At 68.0% G+C, this 19,153-nt stretch carries 26 protein-coding genes; 12 read left to right on the plus strand and 14 right to left on the minus strand.

Annotated elements, in window-relative coordinates; genetic code table 11:
• From MQH10_RS05050 to MQH10_RS05090, 9 genes are all read left to right on the plus strand, one after another.
• A partial coding sequence (locus tag MQH10_RS05050) for a chemotaxis protein CheA (protein ID WP_242562977.1) occupies window positions 1-1,276 on the plus strand: 1,276 nt, incomplete at its 5' end.
• Window positions 1,277-1,279: 3 nt separating this feature from the next.
• Window positions 1,280-1,747 carry a chemotaxis protein CheW gene (locus tag MQH10_RS05055; RefSeq protein WP_242562978.1) on the plus strand — a complete coding sequence of 156 codons (468 nt, stop codon included), beginning with the start codon at window positions 1,280-1,282 and terminating at the stop codon, window positions 1,745-1,747.
• Window positions 1,744-2,619 (plus strand): CheR family methyltransferase, encoded by an 876-nt coding sequence (locus tag MQH10_RS05060; protein WP_242562979.1) that lies wholly within the window; start codon window positions 1,744-1,746, stop codon window positions 2,617-2,619. The genes MQH10_RS05055 and MQH10_RS05060 overlap by 4 nt, the downstream gene beginning before the upstream one ends.
• Window positions 2,616-3,659 (plus strand): protein-glutamate methylesterase/protein-glutamine glutaminase, encoded by a 1,044-nt coding sequence (locus tag MQH10_RS05065; RefSeq protein WP_242562980.1) that lies wholly within the window; start codon window positions 2,616-2,618, stop codon window positions 3,657-3,659. The genes MQH10_RS05060 and MQH10_RS05065 overlap by 4 nt, the downstream gene beginning before the upstream one ends.
• On the plus strand, window positions 3,659-4,048 hold the full coding sequence (locus tag MQH10_RS05070; protein ID WP_242562981.1) for a response regulator: 390 nt from the start codon (window positions 3,659-3,661) through the stop codon (window positions 4,046-4,048). The genes MQH10_RS05065 and MQH10_RS05070 overlap by 1 nt, the downstream gene beginning before the upstream one ends.
• The gene (locus MQH10_RS05075; protein ID WP_242562982.1) at window positions 4,045-4,605 is read left to right on the plus strand and encodes a chemotaxis protein CheD; all 561 of its coding nucleotides are present in this window, start codon (window positions 4,045-4,047) and stop codon (window positions 4,603-4,605) included. The genes MQH10_RS05070 and MQH10_RS05075 overlap by 4 nt, the downstream gene beginning before the upstream one ends.
• Complete coding sequence (locus MQH10_RS05080; protein ID WP_242562983.1) at window positions 4,605-4,973, plus strand: hypothetical protein; 369 nt, start codon at window positions 4,605-4,607, stop codon at window positions 4,971-4,973. Before MQH10_RS05075 ends, MQH10_RS05080 begins: the two co-directional genes overlap by 1 nt.
• A gap of 12 nt (window positions 4,974-4,985) precedes the next feature.
• The gene (locus MQH10_RS05085) at window positions 4,986-5,582 is read left to right on the plus strand and encodes a response regulator (RefSeq protein ID WP_242562984.1); all 597 of its coding nucleotides are present in this window, start codon (window positions 4,986-4,988) and stop codon (window positions 5,580-5,582) included.
• Window positions 5,579-6,031, plus strand: coding sequence for a hypothetical protein (locus tag MQH10_RS05090; protein WP_242562985.1), 453 nt, complete (start codon window positions 5,579-5,581; stop codon window positions 6,029-6,031). The genes MQH10_RS05085 and MQH10_RS05090 overlap by 4 nt, the downstream gene beginning before the upstream one ends.
• An 84-nt stretch (window positions 6,032-6,115) precedes the next feature.
• On the opposite strand, the gene MQH10_RS05095 is transcribed toward MQH10_RS05090, so the two are convergent.
• The 6 genes from MQH10_RS05095 to MQH10_RS05120 all read right to left on the minus strand — a co-directional run bounded on the left by MQH10_RS05095 (window position 6,116) and on the right by MQH10_RS05120 (window position 11,123).
• Window positions 6,116-6,607 carry a hypothetical protein gene (locus MQH10_RS05095; RefSeq protein WP_242562986.1) on the minus strand — a complete coding sequence of 164 codons (492 nt, stop codon included), beginning with the start codon at window positions 6,605-6,607 and terminating at the stop codon, window positions 6,116-6,118.
• Window positions 6,604-7,206, minus strand: a complete 603-nt coding sequence (locus MQH10_RS05100) for a response regulator (RefSeq protein ID WP_272886744.1) — start codon at window positions 7,204-7,206, stop codon at window positions 6,604-6,606. Before MQH10_RS05100 ends, MQH10_RS05095 begins: the two co-directional genes overlap by 4 nt.
• A gap of 168 nt (window positions 7,207-7,374) precedes the next feature.
• The gene (locus MQH10_RS05105) at window positions 7,375-8,886 is read right to left on the minus strand and encodes a CehA/McbA family metallohydrolase (RefSeq protein WP_242562988.1); all 1,512 of its coding nucleotides are present in this window, start codon (window positions 8,884-8,886) and stop codon (window positions 7,375-7,377) included.
• Window positions 8,887-9,011: 125 nt separating this feature from the next.
• Window positions 9,012-10,154 (minus strand): thiolase C-terminal domain-containing protein, encoded by a 1,143-nt coding sequence (locus tag MQH10_RS05110; RefSeq protein WP_242562989.1) that lies wholly within the window; start codon window positions 10,152-10,154, stop codon window positions 9,012-9,014.
• Between the two features lie 9 nt (window positions 10,155-10,163).
• On the minus strand, window positions 10,164-10,568 hold the full coding sequence (locus MQH10_RS05115; protein WP_242562990.1) for a Zn-ribbon domain-containing OB-fold protein: 405 nt from the start codon (window positions 10,566-10,568) through the stop codon (window positions 10,164-10,166).
• A gap of 111 nt (window positions 10,569-10,679) precedes the next feature.
• Window positions 10,680-11,123: a cupin domain-containing protein gene (locus tag MQH10_RS05120; RefSeq protein ID WP_242562991.1), complete on the minus strand. Its 444-nt coding sequence runs from the start codon at window positions 11,121-11,123 to the stop codon at window positions 10,680-10,682.
• Window positions 11,124-11,251: 128 nt separating this feature from the next.
• On the opposite strand from MQH10_RS05120, the gene hisC reads away from it, so the two are divergent.
• Entirely contained in the window at window positions 11,252-12,313 is a 1,062-nt protein-coding gene (gene hisC / locus MQH10_RS05125; protein ID WP_242562992.1) for a histidinol-phosphate transaminase, read from the plus strand.
• Here hisC and MQH10_RS05130 read toward each other — a convergent pair.
• The 5 genes from MQH10_RS05130 to MQH10_RS05150 all read right to left on the minus strand — a co-directional run bounded on the left by MQH10_RS05130 (window position 12,310) and on the right by MQH10_RS05150 (window position 15,603).
• Window positions 12,310-12,666, minus strand: a complete 357-nt coding sequence (locus tag MQH10_RS05130) for a hypothetical protein (RefSeq protein WP_242562993.1) — start codon at window positions 12,664-12,666, stop codon at window positions 12,310-12,312. The two genes, hisC and MQH10_RS05130, sit on opposite strands and share 4 nt — an antisense overlap.
• 67 nt (window positions 12,667-12,733) lie before the next feature.
• Window positions 12,734-13,273, minus strand: coding sequence for a GNAT family N-acetyltransferase (locus tag MQH10_RS05135; RefSeq protein ID WP_242562994.1), 540 nt, complete (start codon window positions 13,271-13,273; stop codon window positions 12,734-12,736).
• Between the two features lie 7 nt (window positions 13,274-13,280).
• Window positions 13,281-13,871 carry a hypothetical protein gene (locus tag MQH10_RS05140; RefSeq protein ID WP_242562995.1) on the minus strand — a complete coding sequence of 197 codons (591 nt, stop codon included), beginning with the start codon at window positions 13,869-13,871 and terminating at the stop codon, window positions 13,281-13,283.
• 14 nt (window positions 13,872-13,885) lie between these two features.
• Window positions 13,886-14,464, minus strand: a complete 579-nt coding sequence (locus MQH10_RS05145) for a hypothetical protein (protein ID WP_242562996.1) — start codon at window positions 14,462-14,464, stop codon at window positions 13,886-13,888.
• A gap of 461 nt (window positions 14,465-14,925) precedes the next feature.
• Window positions 14,926-15,603: an ArsR/SmtB family transcription factor gene (locus MQH10_RS05150; RefSeq protein WP_242562997.1), complete on the minus strand. Its 678-nt coding sequence runs from the start codon at window positions 15,601-15,603 to the stop codon at window positions 14,926-14,928.
• A gap of 123 nt (window positions 15,604-15,726) precedes the next feature.
• Between MQH10_RS05150 and MQH10_RS05155 the strand changes: the two genes are divergently transcribed.
• Both MQH10_RS05155 and MQH10_RS05160 read left to right on the plus strand, forming a co-directional pair.
• Window positions 15,727-16,035, plus strand: coding sequence for an NIPSNAP family protein (locus tag MQH10_RS05155; protein ID WP_242562998.1), 309 nt, complete (start codon window positions 15,727-15,729; stop codon window positions 16,033-16,035).
• Window positions 16,032-16,361: an antibiotic biosynthesis monooxygenase family protein gene (locus tag MQH10_RS05160; RefSeq protein ID WP_242562999.1), complete on the plus strand. Its 330-nt coding sequence runs from the start codon at window positions 16,032-16,034 to the stop codon at window positions 16,359-16,361. The genes MQH10_RS05155 and MQH10_RS05160 overlap by 4 nt, the downstream gene beginning before the upstream one ends.
• Here the strand turns inward: MQH10_RS05160 and MQH10_RS05165 are convergent, their stop codons facing one another.
• The 3 genes from MQH10_RS05165 to MQH10_RS05175 are packed head-to-tail and all read right to left on the minus strand — an operon-like array spanning window position 16,362 to window position 19,099.
• Window positions 16,362-16,775, minus strand: a complete 414-nt coding sequence (locus tag MQH10_RS05165) for a hypothetical protein (RefSeq protein WP_242563000.1) — start codon at window positions 16,773-16,775, stop codon at window positions 16,362-16,364.
• Window positions 16,772-17,800: a phosphotransferase family protein gene (locus tag MQH10_RS05170; RefSeq protein ID WP_242563001.1), complete on the minus strand. Its 1,029-nt coding sequence runs from the start codon at window positions 17,798-17,800 to the stop codon at window positions 16,772-16,774. Before MQH10_RS05170 ends, MQH10_RS05165 begins: the two co-directional genes overlap by 4 nt.
• 6 nt (window positions 17,801-17,806) lie before the next feature.
• Entirely contained in the window at window positions 17,807-19,099 is a 1,293-nt protein-coding gene (locus tag MQH10_RS05175) for a cytochrome P450 (RefSeq protein ID WP_242563002.1), read from the minus strand.
• Window positions 19,100-19,153 lie beyond the last annotated feature (54 nt).

The raw sequence follows: 19,153 nt of genomic DNA on the forward strand, positions 1-19,153 counted from the left end.
CTGCGCGAGGAGCGCCGCAAGGAGCGCGAGGCCGCCGGCCGCCGCCGCCGCGGCCCCCGCCGGTCTGCCCGCGCCCGCCACCATCCGCGTCGACCTGGACCGGGTCGACCGCCTGATCAACGCCGTCGGCGAACTGGTGATCCAGCAGGCCATGCTGTCCCAGCGCGTCCTGGAAAGCGGCCTGGCCCGCTCCTCCAACGTGGCCCTGGGCCTCGAGGACCTGGAACTGCTGACCCGGGAGATCCAGGACAGCGTCATGGCCATCCGCGCCCAGCCGGTGAAGAGCGTGTTCCAGCGCATGCCGCGCCTGGCCCGCGAAGTCGCCGACATGACCGGCAAGCGCGTCAAGCTGATCATGGAAGGCGAAGGCACCGAGGTCGACAAGACCGTCATCGAGCGCCTGACCGACCCGATCACCCACATGCTGCGCAACGCCATCGACCACGGGCTGGAAGATCCGGAGGGCCGCGTGGCCGCCGGCAAGCCCGCCGAGGGCGTGGTGCGCCTGCGCGCCCTGCATCGCGGCGGCCGCATCGTCATCGAGCTGCAGGACGACGGCCGCGGCATCAACCGCCCCCGCGTCCGCGGCATCGCTGTCGAGAAGGGCCTGATCTCCGAGGACGCGGTGCTGTCCGACGAGGAGATCGACAACCTGATCTTCCTGCCCGGCTTCTCCACGGCCGCGGTGATCTCCGACATCTCCGGCCGCGGCGTCGGCATGGACGTGGTCCGCCGCTCCATCCAGGGCCTGGGCGGCCGCATCTCGATCAGCTCCGAGCCCGGCAAGGGCTCGAAGTTCACCATGTCCCTGCCGCTGACCCTGGCGGTGCTGGACGGCATGGTGGTCACGGGCGCCGACCAGACCCTGGTCGCCCCGCTGTCGGCCATCATCGAGAGCCTGACCCCGCGGGTCGAGGACGTGCACTATATCGGCGGCAAGGACGCGGTGATCCGCATCCGCGACACCTTCGTGCCGCTGATCGACGTCGGCGTGGCCCTGGGCTTCCGCGACACGCCGATTCCCCCTGCCACCGGTGTCGCCGTGCTCGTCGAGAGCGAAGGCGGCGGCAAGGCGGCCCTGCTGGTCGAAGCCATCCAGGGCCAGCGCCAGGTGGTCATCAAGAGCCTGGAAGCCAACTATCAGCAGATCGACGGCGTGGCCGCCGCGACCATCCTCGGCGACGGCCGGGTGGCCCTCATCCTCGACGTCGACGCGCTGGTGACCTCCACCCGCCGGAAATCGGCGGCCCGCCCTGAAAAGCGAATGGCCAGCTGACCCATGACCGAGATCGTTAGCCAGTCCACTGCTGCACGCCACGAACTGATCGCCTTCCGCGTGGGCGACCAGGAGTTCTGCGTCGACATCATGCAGGTCCGCGAGATCCGCGGCTGGACCCAGGCGACGCCTCTCCCGCGCGCGCCCAACTACATCAAGGGCGTGATCAATCTGCGCGGGGCCGTCCTGCCCGTGGTCGACCTCGGCGCCCGGCTGGGCCTGGCGGTCACCGAGGTCACCGCCCGCCACGTGATCATGGTCGTGAACCAGGGCAGTCGCACCCTGGGCCTCCTCGTCGAGGCGGTTTCAGACATCATCAACATGACCGAGGACATGATCCAGCCGACGCCGGACGTGGCCTGCGACACGGTGAAGACCTTCGTCAAAGGCCTGTTCTCGATCGACGGACGAATGATCAGCCTGATCTCCCTCGAGCGCGTCCTACCTGAAGTGGAAGCCGAGGCGGCATGACGACAGCATCCGATTCCAGATCGAAAAGCGGAGGTCTGGTCGACGGCGAATTCCTCTTCACGAACGAGGACTTCAAGACCATCGCCCAGATCCTGCACGCCCACGCCGGGATCGCCCTGGCCGAGGGCAAGGCGGCGCTGGTCTATTCCCGCCTGGCCAAGCGCCTGCGCGCGCTCGGTCTGCGCAGCTTCCGCGACTATTGCGCCCTGATCCAGGACGCCCGCGAGGTCGACGAGCGCCAGGCCATGATGGCGGCGCTGACCACCAATGTGACCCGCTATTTCCGCGAGCCGCACCATTTCGATCACCTGCGCGACCAGGTGCTGCCGAGGCTGGTGGAGCAGGCCAAGCGCGGCGGACGCATCCGCCTGTGGTCGGCCGCCTGCTCGAACGGCCAGGAACCCTATTCCATGGCCATCACCGTGCTCGCGGCCCTGCCCGAGGCGGCGAACCTGGACGTCAAGATCCTGGCCACCGACATCGATCCCAACATGGTCGCCGAGGGCCGCGCCGGCTTCTATCGCGAGGACGCGATCGCCCCCGTGCCGGTCGACCTGCGCCGCCGCTGGTTCAAGAAGGCCGGCGAAGGCCGCTGGGAAGTGGCCGACGAGCTGCGCGAACTGGTGGCCTTCCGCGAGCTGAACCTGATCGGCGACTGGCCGATGAAGGGCAAGTTCGACGCCATCTTCTGCCGCAACGTCGTCATCTATTTCGACGAACCCACCCAGGAACGCATCTGGAGCCGCTTCGCGCCCATGCTGAACCCGGGCGGCACCCTCTATATCGGCCACTCCGAACGCGTGACCGGTCCCGCGACCCAGATCTTCGAAACCACGGGTCTCACAACCTACTCGCTCAGGAGCGGTCGATGAGTGTCGGCGTCCTTATTGTTGACGACTCCGCGACCATGCGGGGTCTTATCGCGGCGGCCCTGAAGCGCGATCCCGATATCGAGGTTCTCGGCTTCGCCAACGACCCGATCGAGGCGCGCGAGCAGGTCAAGAAACTCAATCCCGATGTCATCACCCTCGACATCGAGATGCCGCACATGAACGGCCTGGAGTTCCTGGAAAAGATCATGCGCCTGCGGCCGACGCCGGTGGTGATGATCTCGACCCTCACCCAGGCCGGCGCCGACATCACCGTGGCCGCCCTGGAGCTGGGCGCCGTGGAATGCATCGGCAAGCCGCAGGGGGGCGCCGGCATCGGCGACGCCTTCGCGGACCTGCCCAACAAGGTCAAGGCCGCCGCCCGCGCGCGGGTCCGCCCCTATTCGGGCCCGGTCGCACCGGTCGAACGGGAAAGCGGCTACCACGCCGCCAAGGACCTGATCCTGGCCATCGGCTCCTCCACCGGAGGCGTCGAGGCCCTGATGACGGTGCTCGGGAACTTCCCCGACACCTGCCCGCCGACGGTGATCACCCAGCATATGCCGGCCACGTTCACCAAGAGCTTCGCCGCCCGCCTGGACCGGATCTCCGGCGCCCACGTGCAGGAGGCCTATGACGGCGCGAAGCTGCTGCCGGGTCACATCTATGTGGCCCCCGGCGGCGACGCCCACCTGGAGGTCGTGTCCTCCACCGCTCCTGTCTGCCGCCTGCGCGAAGGCGAGCCGGTCAATGGCCATCGTCCCTCGGTGGATGTGCTGTTCGACTCGGTCGCCAAGCTGGGCCGTCCCAGTGTGGGCGTGATCCTGACCGGCATGGGCCGGGACGGCGCCCAGGGCCTGCTCAACATGCGCCAGAGGGGAGCTCGAACCCTGGGTCAGGACGAGTCCAGCTGTGTCGTCTACGGCATGCCCAAGGCCGCCTTCGAGGTGGGCGCCGTGGAGAAGCAGGTCGGTCTCGCCCGCATGGGACCCGCAATACTCAACGCTTGCTCGGCCGCCGCCGAGCATCAAAGGAGCGCGTAATGCCCGCAGCTTCGGCCATCAAGACCCTGATCGTCGACGATCAGCAGACCATGCGGTCGCTGATCCGCACGAGCCTGCACGCGATCGGGATCACCAACACCCGGGAATCGCCGGACGGGGAGGAGGCGCTGCGCGCCATGATCGCCTCGCCGACCAATCTGGTGATCACCGACTTCAACATGCCCAAGCTCGACGGGCTGGGTCTGCTGCGCGCCATCCGCGCGCACGGTCCGATTTCCAAGACGGCGGTGATCATGCTGACCGGCCGCGCCGACAAAGAGCTTGTCCAGCGCGCGGTTCAGTTCGGGGTCAACAACTACCTTGTGAAACCGTTCACCACTCAGACGCTAAAAGAGAAGATCGAAGCGGTGTTCGGGGTCCTTACATGATCGTTGAAAACACGCCGCACCGGCCCGGCAAACGGGTCCACGTGGTTCAGGGCGAACACTCTATCTCCAGCGATCCGGACGTGATGATGACCACGATCCTGGGCAGCTGCGTGTCGGTGTGCATGCGCGACCCCGTGGCCGGCGTGGGCGGCATGAACCATTTTCTCCTTCCGGAAGGCAAGGCCGACGGGCTCGACGAGAGCCGCCGGTACGGCGCCTACGCGATGGAACTGCTGATCAACGAACTGCTCCGCTCCGGGGCCCGGCGCGAGCGCCTCGAGGCCAAGCTGTTCGGCGGCGCGCGCATGTTTGGCGGACTTTCCGACGTCGGCGCCTCGAATGCGGCGTTTGCCGAGAAGTTTCTTAAGGACGAAGGCATCAAGCTCGTAGGCTCTAGCCTGGGCGGTGTCGGCGCCAGGCGCGTGCAGTACTGGCCGACCACGGGTCGCGCTCAGCAACGCATGGTCACTGACACCCATGAGGTTGCGGCCCTCAAGGAAGTCCCGCGTAAACCGGCGCCTCCCGCAGAGGACGAAGGATCCCTGGAGCTGTTTTGATGTCTCAGTCCGCCGCGCCCGCCTACACTCCCGAGGTGCTCGCCTCCCTGGCCTCCGAACTGGAGCACGCCGGGGAGCTGTGCGACCGCCTGGAGATGCTGGTCACCCAGCTGGTGCGCGCCAGCCGCGGCGAGCCGCTCGAAATCGCCCTGCATGAAGCTCAGACCCTGGACGTGCTGACCCAGCACCTGGCGGCGCTTGCGACCTTCACCCGCAAGCTCTCCACCCAGGCCGAGAGCGGGCACTATGATCTGACCGACGCCGTGGCCGGGGTCACCCTCGGTGACCTGGCCAAGCGCCTGGCCAAGGCGACCCGCGAAAGCGAAGCCTTCGCCGCCCAGGCGTCCGGCGACCTGGACCTTTTCTGACGGACATCCGCCATGGCGCTGGATCCAAAGATACGCATCAATCTTGAGCGATCCGTCGTCATGCTGGCGGATGGCAATCCGACGGCGCTTGAGGCCCTGACCGGCATGGTCCGGGGCTTCGGGGTCCGCAAGCAGTTCAAGTGCAAGTCCGGGGCGGAGGCGATGCATATCGTCAAGACCCAGGAACTCGACCTGATCATCATGGACTCGATCATGCCGGACATGGACGGCTATGATTTCCTCCGTTGGCTGCGGCGCGAAGCCCAGCCCGAGGCCCAGTTCACGCCGGTGATCATGCTGTCCGGCCACGCCGCCCGCAGCACCGTCGAGAAGAGCCGGGACTCCGGCTCGAACTTCGTCATCGCCAAGCCCTTCACGCCCGAACTGCTGCTTCAGCGGATCTTCTGGGTCGCCAAGGACGAACGCCAGATGGTCAAGGCCGAGAACTATGTCGGCCCGGATCGTCGCTTCAAGAACCTTGGGCCACCGCTGGGCATGAAGGGCCGCCGCAAGGGCGACCTGTCCGGAACGATCGGCGCGGCCACGGACCCGAACATGGATCAGAACGACATCGACATGCTGCTGAAGCCGTCTCGGGTGGCGCTGTGAGCGAGCCCCAGTTCATCAAGGTCAAGTACAGCCTGGCTGAAAAAGCGGCCAAGCCCGGCGGCATGACCGCCGAAATGGCCAATGAGCGCGCCATGCGCGAACTGGCGGCCCTGGGCGGCGACGCCCGCAAGGCCCTCGACGCCTCGATCAAGCGGCTGGAAGGCCATTGCCAGGCCAAGACCGCCACGGTCGACACTGTCTATGAAGAGAGCAGCGTCGTCCTCGACATCGCCGGCATGTTCAACCAGCGCATCCTCTGCGACGCGGCCTACAGCCTGTGCGAACTGGCCGACCGTCTGCGCACCACCAACCGCCACGACTGGGCGTCGATCGGCGTGCACGTCAATGCGCTGCGCCTGATCTGGTCCAAGGACAAGAACGTCGGGCCGGAAATGAAGGAAGTGGTCGACGGCCTCTGGGCGCTCACCGACCGCATGACGCCGGGCTAGGCGCACGCCCCTTGGGGCCGGCCCTGCCTGGGCCGCCCTCCCCGTTTCAGAATTTCAGACTTAAGACTTCTGACGCCGCGGACCTCAGCCCGCGGTCGATCCGTCCGGTCGCGCGAAGCGCTGGCTGACCTGGCGCAGGCCCTCCAGGATCGCCTGGGTCCCCGCCCCGTCCTTGTCCGCCGCGGTGCGCAGCAGCAGCTTCACAGCCCGCAGGTGGACGGCCACCGCATTGGTGTCCCACATCGCCTTTTCGGTCAGAACATCGAGCAAATCCGACAGGCTGATCAGGGCGGTGTCCACCGCCTCAAGATCGCAGGCCGTGGGCACGCCGATGGTGGCGCTCACGGTCGCATAGAGATCGGCGGCGACCTTGGGGTCGAACTGGCCCTTGGCCTGGGCGGCGATGGCCTCGGCCGCGGCCAGGGTCTTGTCGAGATCGGCCATGCAGTCGCCCTGCAGGCTCTGCAGGCCCTGCTTGGCGTCGGCCATCGCCTCGGCGACGGGCTTGCCGCCCGGCGTCCTGAGCAGCTTGGCCAACCGGTTCTCCGGCACATGGATAGTCACCGGACCGCTCATATCGTGACCTTCCGCGTCTTCATCATGCCGTCGATAAGTTCCTGATCCAGGTTGGGCATGGTCGCCTCGCCCACCTCGATCGGCAGGTCGTCGCGACGCCGCCCCGCCATGCCGGCCGGAACGCCCTCGTTCTTGAAGCGCCGATCGGGGCCGACATAGGTGTCGCACTCCACGAACCGGCGGCCCTCCTTCGAGATCCACAGGATCCGCTCCAGCACCGAGATCGGCGTCAGCGGCTTGGCCAGGATGAAGTGGGCGCCGCAATCGCGCGCCTTGTTCACCGCCCGGCTCGGCGTATGGCCGGAGGTCAGCAGCACGGGGGCGAAGCAGTTGGGCTGGATCTTGCTGCGCCGCAGCCAGCGGACGAACTCGTAGCCCTCGCCGTCCGGGCCCAGGGAATCGACGACCATCAGGTCGATCTCGTTCTTCTGGACCACCGCCTCGGCCTCGGCCACGCTCTCGCAGCGATGCAGGGACTTTGCGCCGAAGCCGGTCAGGATCTGCACGAGGATGCTCATCCCCATCGCGTTCGAATCCAGGATCAGGACCGTCGCGCGCTGAAGATTGAATCGGGCTCGCGATTCCGGATTAAGCCCCATGACTGCTCCAAGGCGCGCCGGCGCCACAGCGCGTAACAGCGTCCGAAACCCAACCTGATGACCGGCCCGACGCGAACCGAAACCGGTCAATTCGACTCTCCGTCAACATGAAGAACGAGCGTTAATAAGACATTCGTGCGGGGGGCTTCCGAATGTCGCAGGCGCCCATCATGGGTGGGGCGGGACCGGGCGCAGATAGATCGGGTTGCCCAGCAGGACGAGCTTTCCGGTCGGATCGCGGACATCGAACCGCACCCAGTGATCCCGTCCGTCCGCCGCCGCCAGATAGTCCCGGCGATCCTCCGCGCCCGCCAGGGGCCGGTCGCCGCCGACCGCCTGGACCAGACCCGCGCCGTCGCCGGACACCCCAATCCGCCCCCCGGCGACGCCCCGCACCCGCACCTGGATCCGGGGCGGCGGACCGGGGGCGACCGACAGGACGTCGCCCATTTCCGCGCGCGCGGCGCCGGCCGTCGCCTCGACCTCCAGCAGGCGGTCGCGGGAGCCCTCGATGTCGACGAACACATGCCCGGCGCGGATCGCCGCCAGGATCTCCGTCTGGCTTAGGGCCGCGGCGTGGACGACCGTGGTCGGGACGCCGAGGGCGGAGGGCAGGCCGGGCGCCGCGCCGGCGTCGTGATTGTCCGATCCGCCGATGGCGGTGATCCGCAGGCCCGCGTTGAGGCGGGCCTCCCAGAAGGGAATGCCGGACAGGGGCCCGTCGGCGCGACCGCTGACCAGCAGGGCTCCGCCGTTCACCGCCTCTATGGCCGCGAACCGGGCGAAGGGGGTGGCCGGCGCGGTCCATCCGCAGCCCATGCAGGCCTCGCCCGAGGGCATGGCCGGATGGTTGATGGAGATGAGGCCGTGGGCGGCGTCGACGGCGTCGAGGGTCCGCTGCAGGTCGGCCGGGCCGCGGATCTGAAAATCGAGGGGGGCGACGGGGCCGAAGATGTTGGCGTGGCCTTGGAAGGTCGTGAGCTCCCGCCCCGGGATCAGCAGCAGGTCGTCGAAATAGGGCGCAAGCTCCCGCAGGGCGTCGGCCTGGGAGGTGGTGTTGTGGTCGGTGACCGCGATGAAATCGAGCCCTCGCGCCCGCGCCGCCTCCAGCGACTTGAACACCGGGCATGGAACCTTGGCGCCGCGATGCGACAGGCAGGTTCCGTCGGAGTGACCGGTGTGCAGATGCAGATCGCCGCGATACCAGCCCGGCGCCGGGTTGATCGGCGCCTCGGCCAGGGCGGACCGGGCGTCGCCCGCGCGGTCGAACCAGATCTTCGCCTCATAGGTCGCCGTCGCGGTCTTGCGGATATTGGGGACGCCCAGCACCAGCCGCCAGGTTCCGGCCGGCAACGGGCCCGGCAGATAGCTGGGCGTGGCGTCGGTCTCGGCCAGGGTGAACCGGGCCTTGTTCCCCCCGCTCCAGCCCCGCAGTCTCTGGGGATCCTTCAGGCCGAGATCGATCGTGGTGTGCTGGTCGCGGCCGGAATAGTCGAAGGCGACGGTCAACCGCGTCACCCCGGCCGGCAGCTTGAACGGGATCTCGCGATAGGTCTGGTGATCCGCGCCGGTGAGACCGCCGGTCAGGACGAGGTCCGGCGCCCGGTCGGCGGCGTTCGCTAAGCGCCCCAGGCCCAGGGCGACCAGGGCCGCCAGGATCGCAATCAGGGACTTTGGCATGGGGACGGCTCCGGGGCGGGCTTGGCCTGACCTATCAGCAAAACGCCCTCCCCCGGCGTCGGGGAAGGGCGCGGAATGCTGCAGGTCATGCTGCGCAGCATGACCTGCGGTAAGTCACTCTAAACTCACGGCGACTCGTTCGAGAAGATGATCGTGCCGGAGGCCGCGAACATGCCGCCGACGCCGTGGCTGACGCTAATCTTGGCGTCCTTCACCTGGGCTGGCGCGATGCCGCGCATCTGCCGCACGCTCTCCTGCAGGGCGTACATGCCGTACATGCCCGAGTGCATGTAGGACAGGCCGCCGCCGTTGGTGTTGAGCGGCAGCTTGCCGCCGATCGCAGTGTTGCGCTCGCGGATGAAGTCCTTGGCCTCGCCGGGCTTCACGAAACCCAGATCCTCCAGGCCGTAGAGCGGCAGGTGGGCGAAGGCGTCATAGATCATCAGGTGGTCGACATCGGCATGCTTGATGCCCGCCTCATCGAACGCCTTCTTACCGGAGACGCGGAAGGCCTTGGAGGTGTTGAAGTCCTCCATCTGGCTGACCATCGGGGTCTCGACGCTCTCGCCCGTGCCCAGCACATAGACCGGCTTGTTCGGGAAATCCTTGGCCCGGTCGGCGCTGGTGACGATGAGCGCGCCGCCGCCGTCGGTGACGAGGCAGCACATCAGCATGCGGAACGGCCAGGCGATCATCGGCGAATTGAGTACGTCGTCGACGGTGATCGGGTCCTTGAAGCTGGAGCGCGGATTGAGCGCAGCCCATTCCCGCTGGACCACCGAGACCATGGCCAGGTCTTCCTCGGTCACCCCGTGGGTCTTCATGTAGCGAAGCACGGGGATCGTGAACATGGTCGGCGGGCTGGTCACGCCATAGGGCAGCTCGAACTGGCCCATCAGGCTGGATGGCGAGCGGGCGAAGCCGCCGGCGCCGACCCGGGAGCGTCCGGATTCGCCGTGGGTGATCAGGATGGTCTTGGCCAGGCCCGCATTGATCGCCGCGGCCGCATGGCGGACGTGCAGCATGAAGGAGCAGCCGCCGACGCTGGTGCCGTCGGCATAGGTCGGCGTGATCCCCAGATAGTGGGCGAGCTCGACGGGGCTGATGCCCGCGGTGGCGACGCCATCGATGTCGGAAGGCTTAAGCCCCGCATCCTTCATGGCGTTGAGCGCGGCGTCGGCGTGCAGGCCGATCACGGAGACGTCCGGGATCTTGCCCATTTTCGTGGTTTCGGCGGCGCCCACGATGGCGACGGATTTCTGTTGCATGGTCGCGCCTCAGCCCTTCGCCGGTTGGAACAGGGGCAGGGAGATGTCGTCGTTCTGCTTTTCGAAGACGACCTCCACGGCCATGTCGAGTTGCAGCGCCTCAGGCGTCTGCGGGCAGCCGACGATGTTGGTCATCAGGCGCGGGCCCTCGGACAGCTCCACCACCGCGATCGAGTGCGGCTCGGTCCCCATGGCCGGGTGGGGCCGATGGTTGATGACGTAGGAATAGAGGAATCCCTTGCCTGAGGCCTTGTAGACCTCGACGTTGCGGCTGGCGCACTTGGGGCAGAAGGCCCGGGGCGGGAAGTAGCTGTGGGCGCAGTCGACGCAACGCTGCAGACGCAGCTCGCCGTCCTTGCACCCCTCCCAGAAATGCCGGGTCTCCGGCGTGGGTTCGGGCAGAATACGGGGCATGTAAAATCGGTCCCTAATCGAAAATGGCTGTGGTCTTGGCCCTCAAACGAGGGCGGCGCAGCAAAGCCGAGGTCGGGCCCCGTGTCGATGGGGTACGTTGCGGGATCGACCTTAAGAGGGCGGACTTTCGAAGCGCCCATGGGGGCCGTAGCCGTGATCCAGGTCCGGGTACCAGCAGGCGTCCTCGGCGCGATGCCGTGATCCGACCTCGAGCACCACCGCCTCCCGGTCCGTCCTGTTCTGCAGGTGGTGGCCGTTGCGGACGCCTGCCGCAAAGCCCGCCGCCTCGCCGGCCCGCAGGACGGTCTCGCCGCCGTCTTCGACCAGCACCACCTCGCCCTCGACCACCCAGACGAACTCGTCCTCGACCGTGTGCCAGTGGCGCTGGCTGGACCATCCGCCGGGCGGAATGCGGGTGAGGTTAACTCCGAACTGGCTGAGCCCCGCCGCCGCGCCGAGCTTCCAGCGTTTCAACCCCAGACAGGGCTGATCCAAGGGCGGATCATAGCTTGAGCCCTCGCGCAGCTCGGTCCGGGCGATGTCGATCTTCGGCATGGGCGGTCTCCGACTTGAGCGCCGTCACCCTATCCGCTCCCCGTCAAATGGGGAGAGGGGGTTGCAGGCGCCTTGCCTTGCGGCGCTCGTCCCCGCAAACACGGATCGCCCTCAAACTGGACCCCGCCATGAGCCGCTTCTGGAGCGATCTGACCCATACGCTTTCGCCCTATGTGCCGGGCGAGCAGCCGCGCATCGAGGGTCTGATCAAGCTCAACACCAATGAGAGCCCCTACGCCCCCTCCCCGCGCGTGCTGGAGGCGGTGGCGGCCGCGGCGAGCGACAGCCTGCGGCTCTATCCGGATCCGGCCTCCACGGCGCTGCGCGAGGCGCTGGCCGCCTATCACGGACTGACGGCGGATCAGGTGTTCGTGGGCAATGGATCCGACGAGGTGCTGGCCCACGCCTTCGCGGCCCTGCTCAAGCACGAGGGGCCGCTCAAGTTTCCGGACATCAGCTACAGCTTCTACCCGGTCTATGCCCGGCTGTTCGGGATTGCGACTGAGACCGTTCCCCTGGATGCGGCGTTCCGAATCCGGGTCGCCGACTATGACGGCCCCACGGGCGCGATCATCCTGCCCAATCCCAACGCCCCCACGGGCATGGCGCTGGACCGCGCCGAGATCGCCGAACTGCTGGCTCGGCATGCCGATACTCCCGTGGTGATCGACGAGGCCTATGTGGATTTCGGGGCCGAGACCGCTATTCCGCTGATCGCTGCGCACCCGAACCTGCTGGTGGTGCGGACCATGTCCAAGTCGCGGTCCCTGGCCGGTCTGCGGGTCGGCTACGCCCTGGGCCACCCGGACCTGATCCAGGCCCTGACCCGGGTGAAGGACAGCTTCAATTCCTATCCGCTCGGCCGGCCCGCCCAGGCCGGCGCCCTGGCCTCCATCGGCGACGAGGCGCAGTTCCAGGCCGATCTGGCCCGGATCATCGCCACGCGAGCGCGCATGACGCGGGGGCTGGACGCCCTGGGCTTCGAGGTCCTGCCCTCGGCCGCCAATTTCGTCTTCGCGCGGCATGGCGCGCGGCCGGGCGCCGAGATCGCCCAGGCCCTGAGGGACCGGGCGATCCTGGTGCGCCGCTTCGACGCCCCGCGCATCGCCGACCATCTGAGGATCACGGTGGGGACCGAGGACCAGACCGACCGGCTGCTGGCGGCGCTCGCCGAAATCCTGGCGGCTTAGCGGGCGTCCTTCAGATAGATCACCTGGGTCCGATGCGCGGAGATCAGGTGGCCGATCAGGAAGCCAAGCCCCGCCGCCGCCGCCAGGGCCACGGCCGGCCGCTCGCGCACCGCGCCCACCGTCTGCACGCCGCGACGGACCGCCTGATCGCGCATGACGTCATAGCCCTCCCGCGCCTTGGCCAGGAGTTCCTCGGTCACGTCCTCCAGGGTCGCGCGGGCCTCCTTGAGGAAGCGGCTCGTGGCCGCCTTCACCTGGGGTTCGACCGCGGCCAGATCCTCGGCCGCGTCAGACAGGGCCTCGGCTACAGTGGACTGGATCCCATTGGGTCGAGAATTCAAATGTTCGGACATCGCCGCCTCCGGGCTGAAATGCGCACCGCGCCTCCACACCAAATCCCGTCGCGGGCCGGAGGTTCCTTCAGGCCAGGCGGGTCCGCAACGCCGGCAGATCGTCCCAGGCCAGCCCGATGTTCTGGGACTTCCAGACTGGGCCGGGATCGGTGAACCGCCCGATCTCGCGGCCGCCGAGGGCGGCGTAGAAGGCCCGCGCCGGGGCGTTCTCGGCCACGACGCTCAGGGCCAGACCCGCATAGCCCCAGCCGGCGATCACGCCGGTCAACTCGGCCATCATCCGCCGCCCGAGGCCCGCGCGGCGGAGATCCGGCTCGACATAGAGGTGGCGCACCTCGCCCCGTTCGCCGAACAGGGCCTCGCTCGGCGCGCAGGCGACGCCCACGGCCCGGATCACCCCCTCGGCCTCGACGATACGGCACACCCAGCGGGGCTTGGGCGCGGCCAGCATCGCCGTCCAGCGCTCGCGGCGCACATCCTCGGTCAGGACCCGCACGGCCTCGGCGGGGGCGATGGCCTCATAGGCCGCGAGCCAGGAGCGCAGATGCAGGCCTGCGATGGCCGGGGCGTCGGCGAGGGCGGCGTCGCGGATCAGGTTTGGGGGCATGGGGCGTTCATAGCCCATCTGTCGTCCAGGGAACCGGTCGCATCGCCGACAGGGCGGCCTCATCGTCGCGGGCGGACGACACGGGCGCGCCAAGCCGCTCAGCCGCGTCTCGAAGCACAGCATCGAACGCCAGGGTGCGCGCGAGAAAGGCCTCGATCAGGGCGCGGCCGCGGTCGTCGGCCCCAGCATGATCGCTCTCCGCCAGGATCCGCGCCTCGAAAAGCGCGGGCGGTGCGGTCAACCAGACCGCAGCGACGCCGTCAACATCAAGCCCCGCCACCCGATCTGGCCAGATCGCTGAACCCTCCAGCACCAGGCGCGGCTGGGATTGATCCTCGGCATGGCGCCGCACCAGGGCCTCGATCGCCGGCCACAAGATCTCGTAGTGGCGCAGGACATCGGCGATTTGGGCCTCTGTGGAAAGCTCCAGATAGTAGGCGGCTACATGGGCGGGAACCGCCTCCCCCGCTGGCCTCCACGGGCGTCCGGGATGCCGCCCGAGGTGATCGGTCGAGGCCGCGGTCCAGCCCTGTCGCGCGGCCAGATGGCGCGCGATGCTTGACTTGCCGGCATGAGATGAGCCGCCGATCAGGATCACGCGGGGTAGGGGCGTCATGGATCGGGATACAGTGGAGAACATCCAAAGTAGTCACGAAGGGCGGCCACCTTAATCCGCCCCCCTGCTTCCAGACGCCGAGGCGGGTGAGCCAGCAACTTGCAGGCCTGTTCCGTCTCGCCGAGGCGGTGGAGGGTGATCGCGAGATAGACCACTTCAGTGAACTCCCGCCATTTCCTGGCGCCCGTGCCCAGGTATCCCATCAATTGGACGAGATCGTGCATTCGATCGAGAAACGGCAGCGCATATTTCTCAATAGCCGCCGCCAGGTCCGAAGGACGATCGCGCCCTCGTCTCCAAGCGCGATCGTACGGCCCCATCAACAGACCGAGCCGTTCGTAGACGGGGTACATCAATCCGCCGGACTGATCCGGCGCGCAGGAGTCCAATATCGCCTCGGACGTGAGATCGACGCTGTAGATATTCACAACGGTGCCAAGGCTTTGAATTGTCTGGAGCGAAATCGCGTCGCGATACCCGCCGGCGGTCCGATTCCAAATCGCCCGCCCCGCTCGCGTGAAGCCTGCGGGTTCAAGCAAGTCATTGACGGCGGAGGTGAAAGACGTCCCACTCATTGATAATCCTTGGGATCGTAATAGACGACCCGGGCTTTTCTCTTGCCTCCCTCGGCGTAGCGCTTGATCTGGCGTGCGCCCGCGCTGCGACCTGAAGGTGTGTTTGGTTTCAACTCCAAATAATACTTCTCTCGCGCTACGGCGTCAGGGTCTCGCCGGCTAGGTTCTCACCCGTTCGGATCGAGCCGATCCAGATGTCGCGACCTTCGTCTTCCAAACTGCGTCTAGCCTTGTCTAGGTCGGCCGTCGGTTGTCGAAAATAGCTTTCGAGGCCTCCGTTCACAGCCGCCCTCATGCTTTGGGCTAGGAGAGGGAACGGGCGCTATCGCCAGCGCCCTTGTCGGCGACACCCAGTGGGGGTTCGCCCGACAAACGCCGAGGTCTCGGTCGCCATGCGCGACCAAGCCACCCAGAGGAGCTTGAGTCAAGAACAAAACATGAACAATTTGCGCTGAGCGACGTCAGGTGATCGGAAACGCCCGCTCGAACGCCGCCAGGCCGGGGGCGCTGAAGGCCACGACCCGCGAGCCCTCCACCCGGCGCGCCCAGCCGAGCGCATAGATGCGGTTCAGCACGCCGGCGCCCAGGGATCCGGCCAGATGGCTGCGGCGCTCGCTCCAGTCGAGGCAGGCGCGGCAGAGGGGGCGACGGCCGGTCGTGACAGGCTCCACCCCGAAGGCGCGCATCGCCGCGGCGCCGTCCGGCGTCAGGACGAGGGCGCCGTCATGATCCTGGATCAGGCCGCGCCCGGTCAGGCTGTCCAGCAGGGCCACGCCCAGTTCGCCGGCCAGGTGGTCGTAGCAGACCCGCGCGCGGCGCAGGCCGGGATCACGGGGCCCCGGACGGGGGCGAGGCTGGTCCGTACGCGCGGCCAGGCTCATGAGGTCCTCCAGCAGCTCGGCGACCTCGGGCCCGGACAGGGCGAAATAGGCGTGGCGGCCCTGGCGGCGGACGGTGACCAGGCCGCCGTCAACGAGGCGGGCCAGATGGACTGAGGCGGTCTGGGCGGTGATCCCGCCTTCCTGGGCCAGTTCGCCGGCGGTGAGCGCCACCCCGCCCATCAGGGCGGCCAGCATGTTGGCGCGGGCGGGGTCGCCCAGCAGGGCGGCGGTCCGGGCGATGTCGGCGCCGAGTTTCATGGGGCGAGCCTAGCGTTCGGCGGACCGGCTCGCCAGCCGGGACGCTTCGCTCCCGATCGAAGCATGGACGCCGGGATCGCCGGTAAGGGAGCCCCCGAACCCATCCCGAGAGGCGACAAGACCATGACCATCACCTGCTGCATCCGCTACCAGATCGACCCCTTTCAGCGTGAGGCCTTCGAGGCCTATGCGCGCAACTGGCTCACCATCATCCCGGCCTGCGGCGGCGACCTCCTGGGCTATTGGCTGCCGCACGAGGGGACCAATGACGTGGCGCTCGCCCTGATCAGCTTCGACAGCCTGGCCGCCTATGAGGCCTATCGCGACCGGCTGCGGCGCGATCCCGCCGGTGCGGCCAATTTCGCCCTCGCCCAGGAGAAGCGCTTCATCCTCAGCGAGCGGCGGACCTTCCTCACCCCGGTGACGCCATGATCGCGGTGATCTTCGAGGTCGAGCCGGCGGCCGGACGGCGCCAGGGCTATCTCGATCTGGCGGCCGCGTTGAAGCCTGAGCTGGAGCGTATCGACGGCTTCGTCTCGGTCGAGCGGTTCGAGAGCCTGGCACAGCCTGGCAAACTCCTGTCCCTGTCCTTCTGGCGCGACGAGGCGGCGGTCATCGCCTGGCGCGAGGTCGAGGCGCACCGGGCGGCGCAGGGCCTGGGCCGCTCCGGCCTGTTCGCCGGTTATCGGCTGAGGGTGGCGGCAGTGATGCGGGACTACGGGCTGACGGCCCGCGATCAGGCGCCGCGGCACGATTAATCAGACGACGGACGATGCCGTCTTCCGACGCTCTGTCGAGGCGCGCAATTCGGCCCAGATGGCCTCGTTCAGATCGCTCGCCTCGGGCCTGAGCTCGACCGTCGTGTGCAGCGCGATCAGGGCGGCCATGAGCCGGGCATTCTCCAGGCCCAGGGCCGAGAGGCGCAGGTCGTCCTCGGCAGGCGGGGCGGGCGGCGGGGCGTAGGCGGCGCCGCGGACCAACAGGGCGTGGACCGCGCGATTCTCCTGGACCAGATGGTGGGCGGCTGCGTCCCACGCCTCGGCCGCGAAGCCGAGCAGCAGGGCGGTGAGGCCGAGCGCGCTCGCCCGATCCGCCGGGTGCACGGACTGATCGGCGTTGCGGACCAGCAGCTGGGCCATCTCGCCCAGGACGGAGGGGACCTCGGGCTTCATAGGCGTCCCATCACTTTGAGGGTGGCCCGATCCTGGGCGTTCTGCAGCATCCAGGGCGGCGCCACCATGATCGGCTCGCGGTTGCCCCCGTCGATGAAGGCGCGGGCCGAGGAAATCCAGATCGCCTGGCCCTTCACGCAATTGAACAGGGTCCACCAGTGCAGGGCGGCGGGATCGGCCTTCAGGCCGCTGGCCTGTTCCCAGACCGCAGCCGCCTGGTCGTGGGGCATCAGGCCCCCGGCCTCGGGGCGACCGAAGGACCAGACCGGATTGAAGCTCCAGCCGAGATCCTCGAGCGGGTCGCCCAGATGGGCCATTTCCCAGTCGAGGACGCCGTGGATGGTCCCGTGTTCGTCGAACAGGAAGTTCCCCGTCCGATAGTCGCCGTGCACCACGCTCAGCTTCTGGGCCGGCGGCGGCGGATTGGCCCTAAGCCAGCGGATGGCGGCCCGGGTGATCGGCAGGGGTTCGGCCTCGTCATCGTCGAGGACGCCCTCCCAATAGCTGAGCTCCCTGTCCCAGCAGGCGTCGAGCGCGACCGGGATCATGACCTCGGTGAGGCCCAACCCGGCGGGATCGGCCTTGGCGATCTCGCCCAGGATGGTCCACTTGTGCGCCCCCAGCTTCTCCAGGGTCGCCAGATAGGGCTCAGTCCACAGCAGGGCCGGGGCGGCCTGGAACCCGGCGATCTCCTCGGCGATGAAGAAGGGGTGGTCCAGCGCGTCGGAGCCCTCCTCCAGCCACAGCATCTCCGGCACGGGCACCGCCGAGCCGCGGAAGGCGCGATAGGCCTCGAACTCGATCCGCCGTTCGGTGTCGATCAGGCTGGCCGGCGGATCGCGCCGAAGGATCATCTTGCGCTCACGCGCCGCGCCGTCCGCATCCCGCCAGGCCAGGGTGAAGCGATAGGTCTCGCGGCTCGCGCCGCCGGAGATGCGGGTCAGGCCGGTGGCCTGGACCTCGCGGGCCTCGGCCATGCGGCCCGCCACATAGGCGGCGATGCGGGATTCGAGCGGCGCGGCCACGACGGCTCAGGCCATCTCGAAGCGGATCGGCAGGGTCTTGGGGCCGTTGACGAACACCGCATGGCTCATGGCCGGCTCGCCGGCCAGCTCCACGCTCTTCAGCCGCGGGATCAGCTCCTCCCACAGGATGCGCATCTCCATCTTGGCCAGGTGCTGGCCGAGGCACAGGTGCGCGCCATAGCCGAAAGCCAGGTGCTTGTTCGGCGAGCGGTCGACGCGGAACTGATTGGCGGCGTCGAACACCTCGGCGTCGCGGTTGCCGGAGGCGTAGCAGAGCATCAGCCAGTCGCCCTTGGAGAGCTTGCGCCCGCCCATCTCGGTGTCTTCCGCGACCGTGCGCATGAAGGTCTTCACCGGGGTGGTCCAGCGGATCGATTCATCCACCAGGCCGGGGATCAGGGACGGATCGGCCTTCAGCTTGGCCAGTTCCCCGGGGTTTTCAGCCAGCGCCCACAGGGCGCCGCCGGTCGAGGACGAGGTGGTGTCGTGGCCGGCGGTGGCGACGATGATGTAGTAGCTCATCGCCTCCAGCTCGGAGATCGGCTGGCCGTCGATCTTGGAATTGGCGATCACGGTCGCCAGGTCGTCCCGCGGGTTCTCGCGGCGGTCCGCCGACAGCTTGTTGAAGTACATGAAGAAGTCGGTGATGACCCCCATGTCCAGCTTCTGGCCGCCGCCCTCGGCGTCCAGGGTGTCCTCGCTGGGCTTGCGGCCCAGTTCGGGGTCGGCGGCGCCGAACAGCTCCTGGGTCAGCATCAGCATGCGTTGCTCGTCCTCTTCCGGGACGCCCAGGATCTCCATCACCACGTGCAGCGGATAGTGCAGGGCCACCTCGCGGACGAAGTCGCATTCGCCGCCGGTGGCGGCCATCTTGTCGACGGCGGCCCGGGCGATCTTGCGGATCCGGTCCTCAAGCCCGCGCAGGTTCTGCGGCATGAACCAGGCCTGGGTCAGCGCCCGGTACTTCGGGTGATCGGGCGCATCCATGTGGATCAGGGTGCGCAGCAGGTGGGGGCTGCCGCCCATCATCTGGCGGATGCGGGCGTCGGCCTCCTGGCTGACCAGGGTGGGCGAGCGGTCGCCGTTCAGGAACAGGGCGTTCTGGCGGCTGATCTCCAGGATGTCGGCGTGCTTGGTCACGACCCAGAACGGATCGACCCCAGGGATCTCGGCGCGGCCGAACGGGTTGTTGGCCCGCAGCCAGTCATAGGTCTCGTGAATGCGGTGGTCGGCGTAGGCCGCCGGATCGACCAGATTGGCCGCCACGGCGTCGGGAATTCGAATGTCGGTGCTGGTCATCGCGTCCTCTGGCCAGCCGGCGCCCACGGAATTGCTGACGTTACGTCAGGACTT

Source organism: Phenylobacterium aquaticum (assembly GCF_022695515.1).
GTDB lineage: Bacteria > Pseudomonadota > Alphaproteobacteria > Caulobacterales > Caulobacteraceae > Phenylobacterium > Phenylobacterium aquaticum.

Bases quoted from the DNA above. Each gene is read 5' to 3' on its own strand.
- MQH10_RS05055 (WP_242562978.1), top strand. From the start codon at position 1,280: ATGACCGAGATCGTTAGCCAGTCCACTGCTGCACGCCACGAACTGATC.
- MQH10_RS05060 (WP_242562979.1), top strand. From the start codon at position 1,744: ATGACGACAGCATCCGATTCCAGATCGAAAAGCGGAGGTCTGGTCGAC.
- MQH10_RS05065 (WP_242562980.1), top strand. From the start codon at position 2,616: ATGAGTGTCGGCGTCCTTATTGTTGACGACTCCGCGACCATGCGGGGT.
- MQH10_RS05070 (WP_242562981.1), top strand. From the start codon at position 3,659: ATGCCCGCAGCTTCGGCCATCAAGACCCTGATCGTCGACGATCAGCAG.
- MQH10_RS05075 (WP_242562982.1), top strand. From the start codon at position 4,045: ATGATCGTTGAAAACACGCCGCACCGGCCCGGCAAACGGGTCCACGTG.
- MQH10_RS05080 (WP_242562983.1), top strand. From the start codon at position 4,605: ATGTCTCAGTCCGCCGCGCCCGCCTACACTCCCGAGGTGCTCGCCTCC.
- MQH10_RS05085 (WP_242562984.1), top strand. From the start codon at position 4,986: ATGGCGCTGGATCCAAAGATACGCATCAATCTTGAGCGATCCGTCGTC.
- MQH10_RS05095 (WP_242562986.1), bottom strand. From the start codon at position 6,607: ATGAGCGGTCCGGTGACTATCCATGTGCCGGAGAACCGGTTGGCCAAG.
- MQH10_RS05100 (WP_272886744.1), bottom strand. From the start codon at position 7,206: ATGGGGCTTAATCCGGAATCGCGAGCCCGATTCAATCTTCAGCGCGCG.
- MQH10_RS05105 (WP_242562988.1), bottom strand. From the start codon at position 8,886: ATGCCAAAGTCCCTGATTGCGATCCTGGCGGCCCTGGTCGCCCTGGGC.
- MQH10_RS05110 (WP_242562989.1), bottom strand. From the start codon at position 10,154: ATGCAACAGAAATCCGTCGCCATCGTGGGCGCCGCCGAAACCACGAAA.
- MQH10_RS05115 (WP_242562990.1), bottom strand. From the start codon at position 10,568: ATGCCCCGTATTCTGCCCGAACCCACGCCGGAGACCCGGCATTTCTGG.
- MQH10_RS05120 (WP_242562991.1), bottom strand. From the start codon at position 11,123: ATGCCGAAGATCGACATCGCCCGGACCGAGCTGCGCGAGGGCTCAAGC.
- hisC (WP_242562992.1), top strand. From the start codon at position 11,252: ATGAGCCGCTTCTGGAGCGATCTGACCCATACGCTTTCGCCCTATGTG.
- MQH10_RS05130 (WP_242562993.1), bottom strand. From the start codon at position 12,666: ATGTCCGAACATTTGAATTCTCGACCCAATGGGATCCAGTCCACTGTA.
- MQH10_RS05135 (WP_242562994.1), bottom strand. From the start codon at position 13,273: ATGCCCCCAAACCTGATCCGCGACGCCGCCCTCGCCGACGCCCCGGCC.
- MQH10_RS05145 (WP_242562996.1), bottom strand. From the start codon at position 14,464: ATGAGTGGGACGTCTTTCACCTCCGCCGTCAATGACTTGCTTGAACCC.
- MQH10_RS05150 (WP_242562997.1), bottom strand. From the start codon at position 15,603: ATGAAACTCGGCGCCGACATCGCCCGGACCGCCGCCCTGCTGGGCGAC.
- MQH10_RS05155 (WP_242562998.1), top strand. From the start codon at position 15,727: ATGACCATCACCTGCTGCATCCGCTACCAGATCGACCCCTTTCAGCGT.
- MQH10_RS05160 (WP_242562999.1), top strand. From the start codon at position 16,032: ATGATCGCGGTGATCTTCGAGGTCGAGCCGGCGGCCGGACGGCGCCAG.
- MQH10_RS05165 (WP_242563000.1), bottom strand. From the start codon at position 16,775: ATGAAGCCCGAGGTCCCCTCCGTCCTGGGCGAGATGGCCCAGCTGCTG.
- MQH10_RS05175 (WP_242563002.1), bottom strand. From the start codon at position 19,099: ATGACCAGCACCGACATTCGAATTCCCGACGCCGTGGCGGCCAATCTG.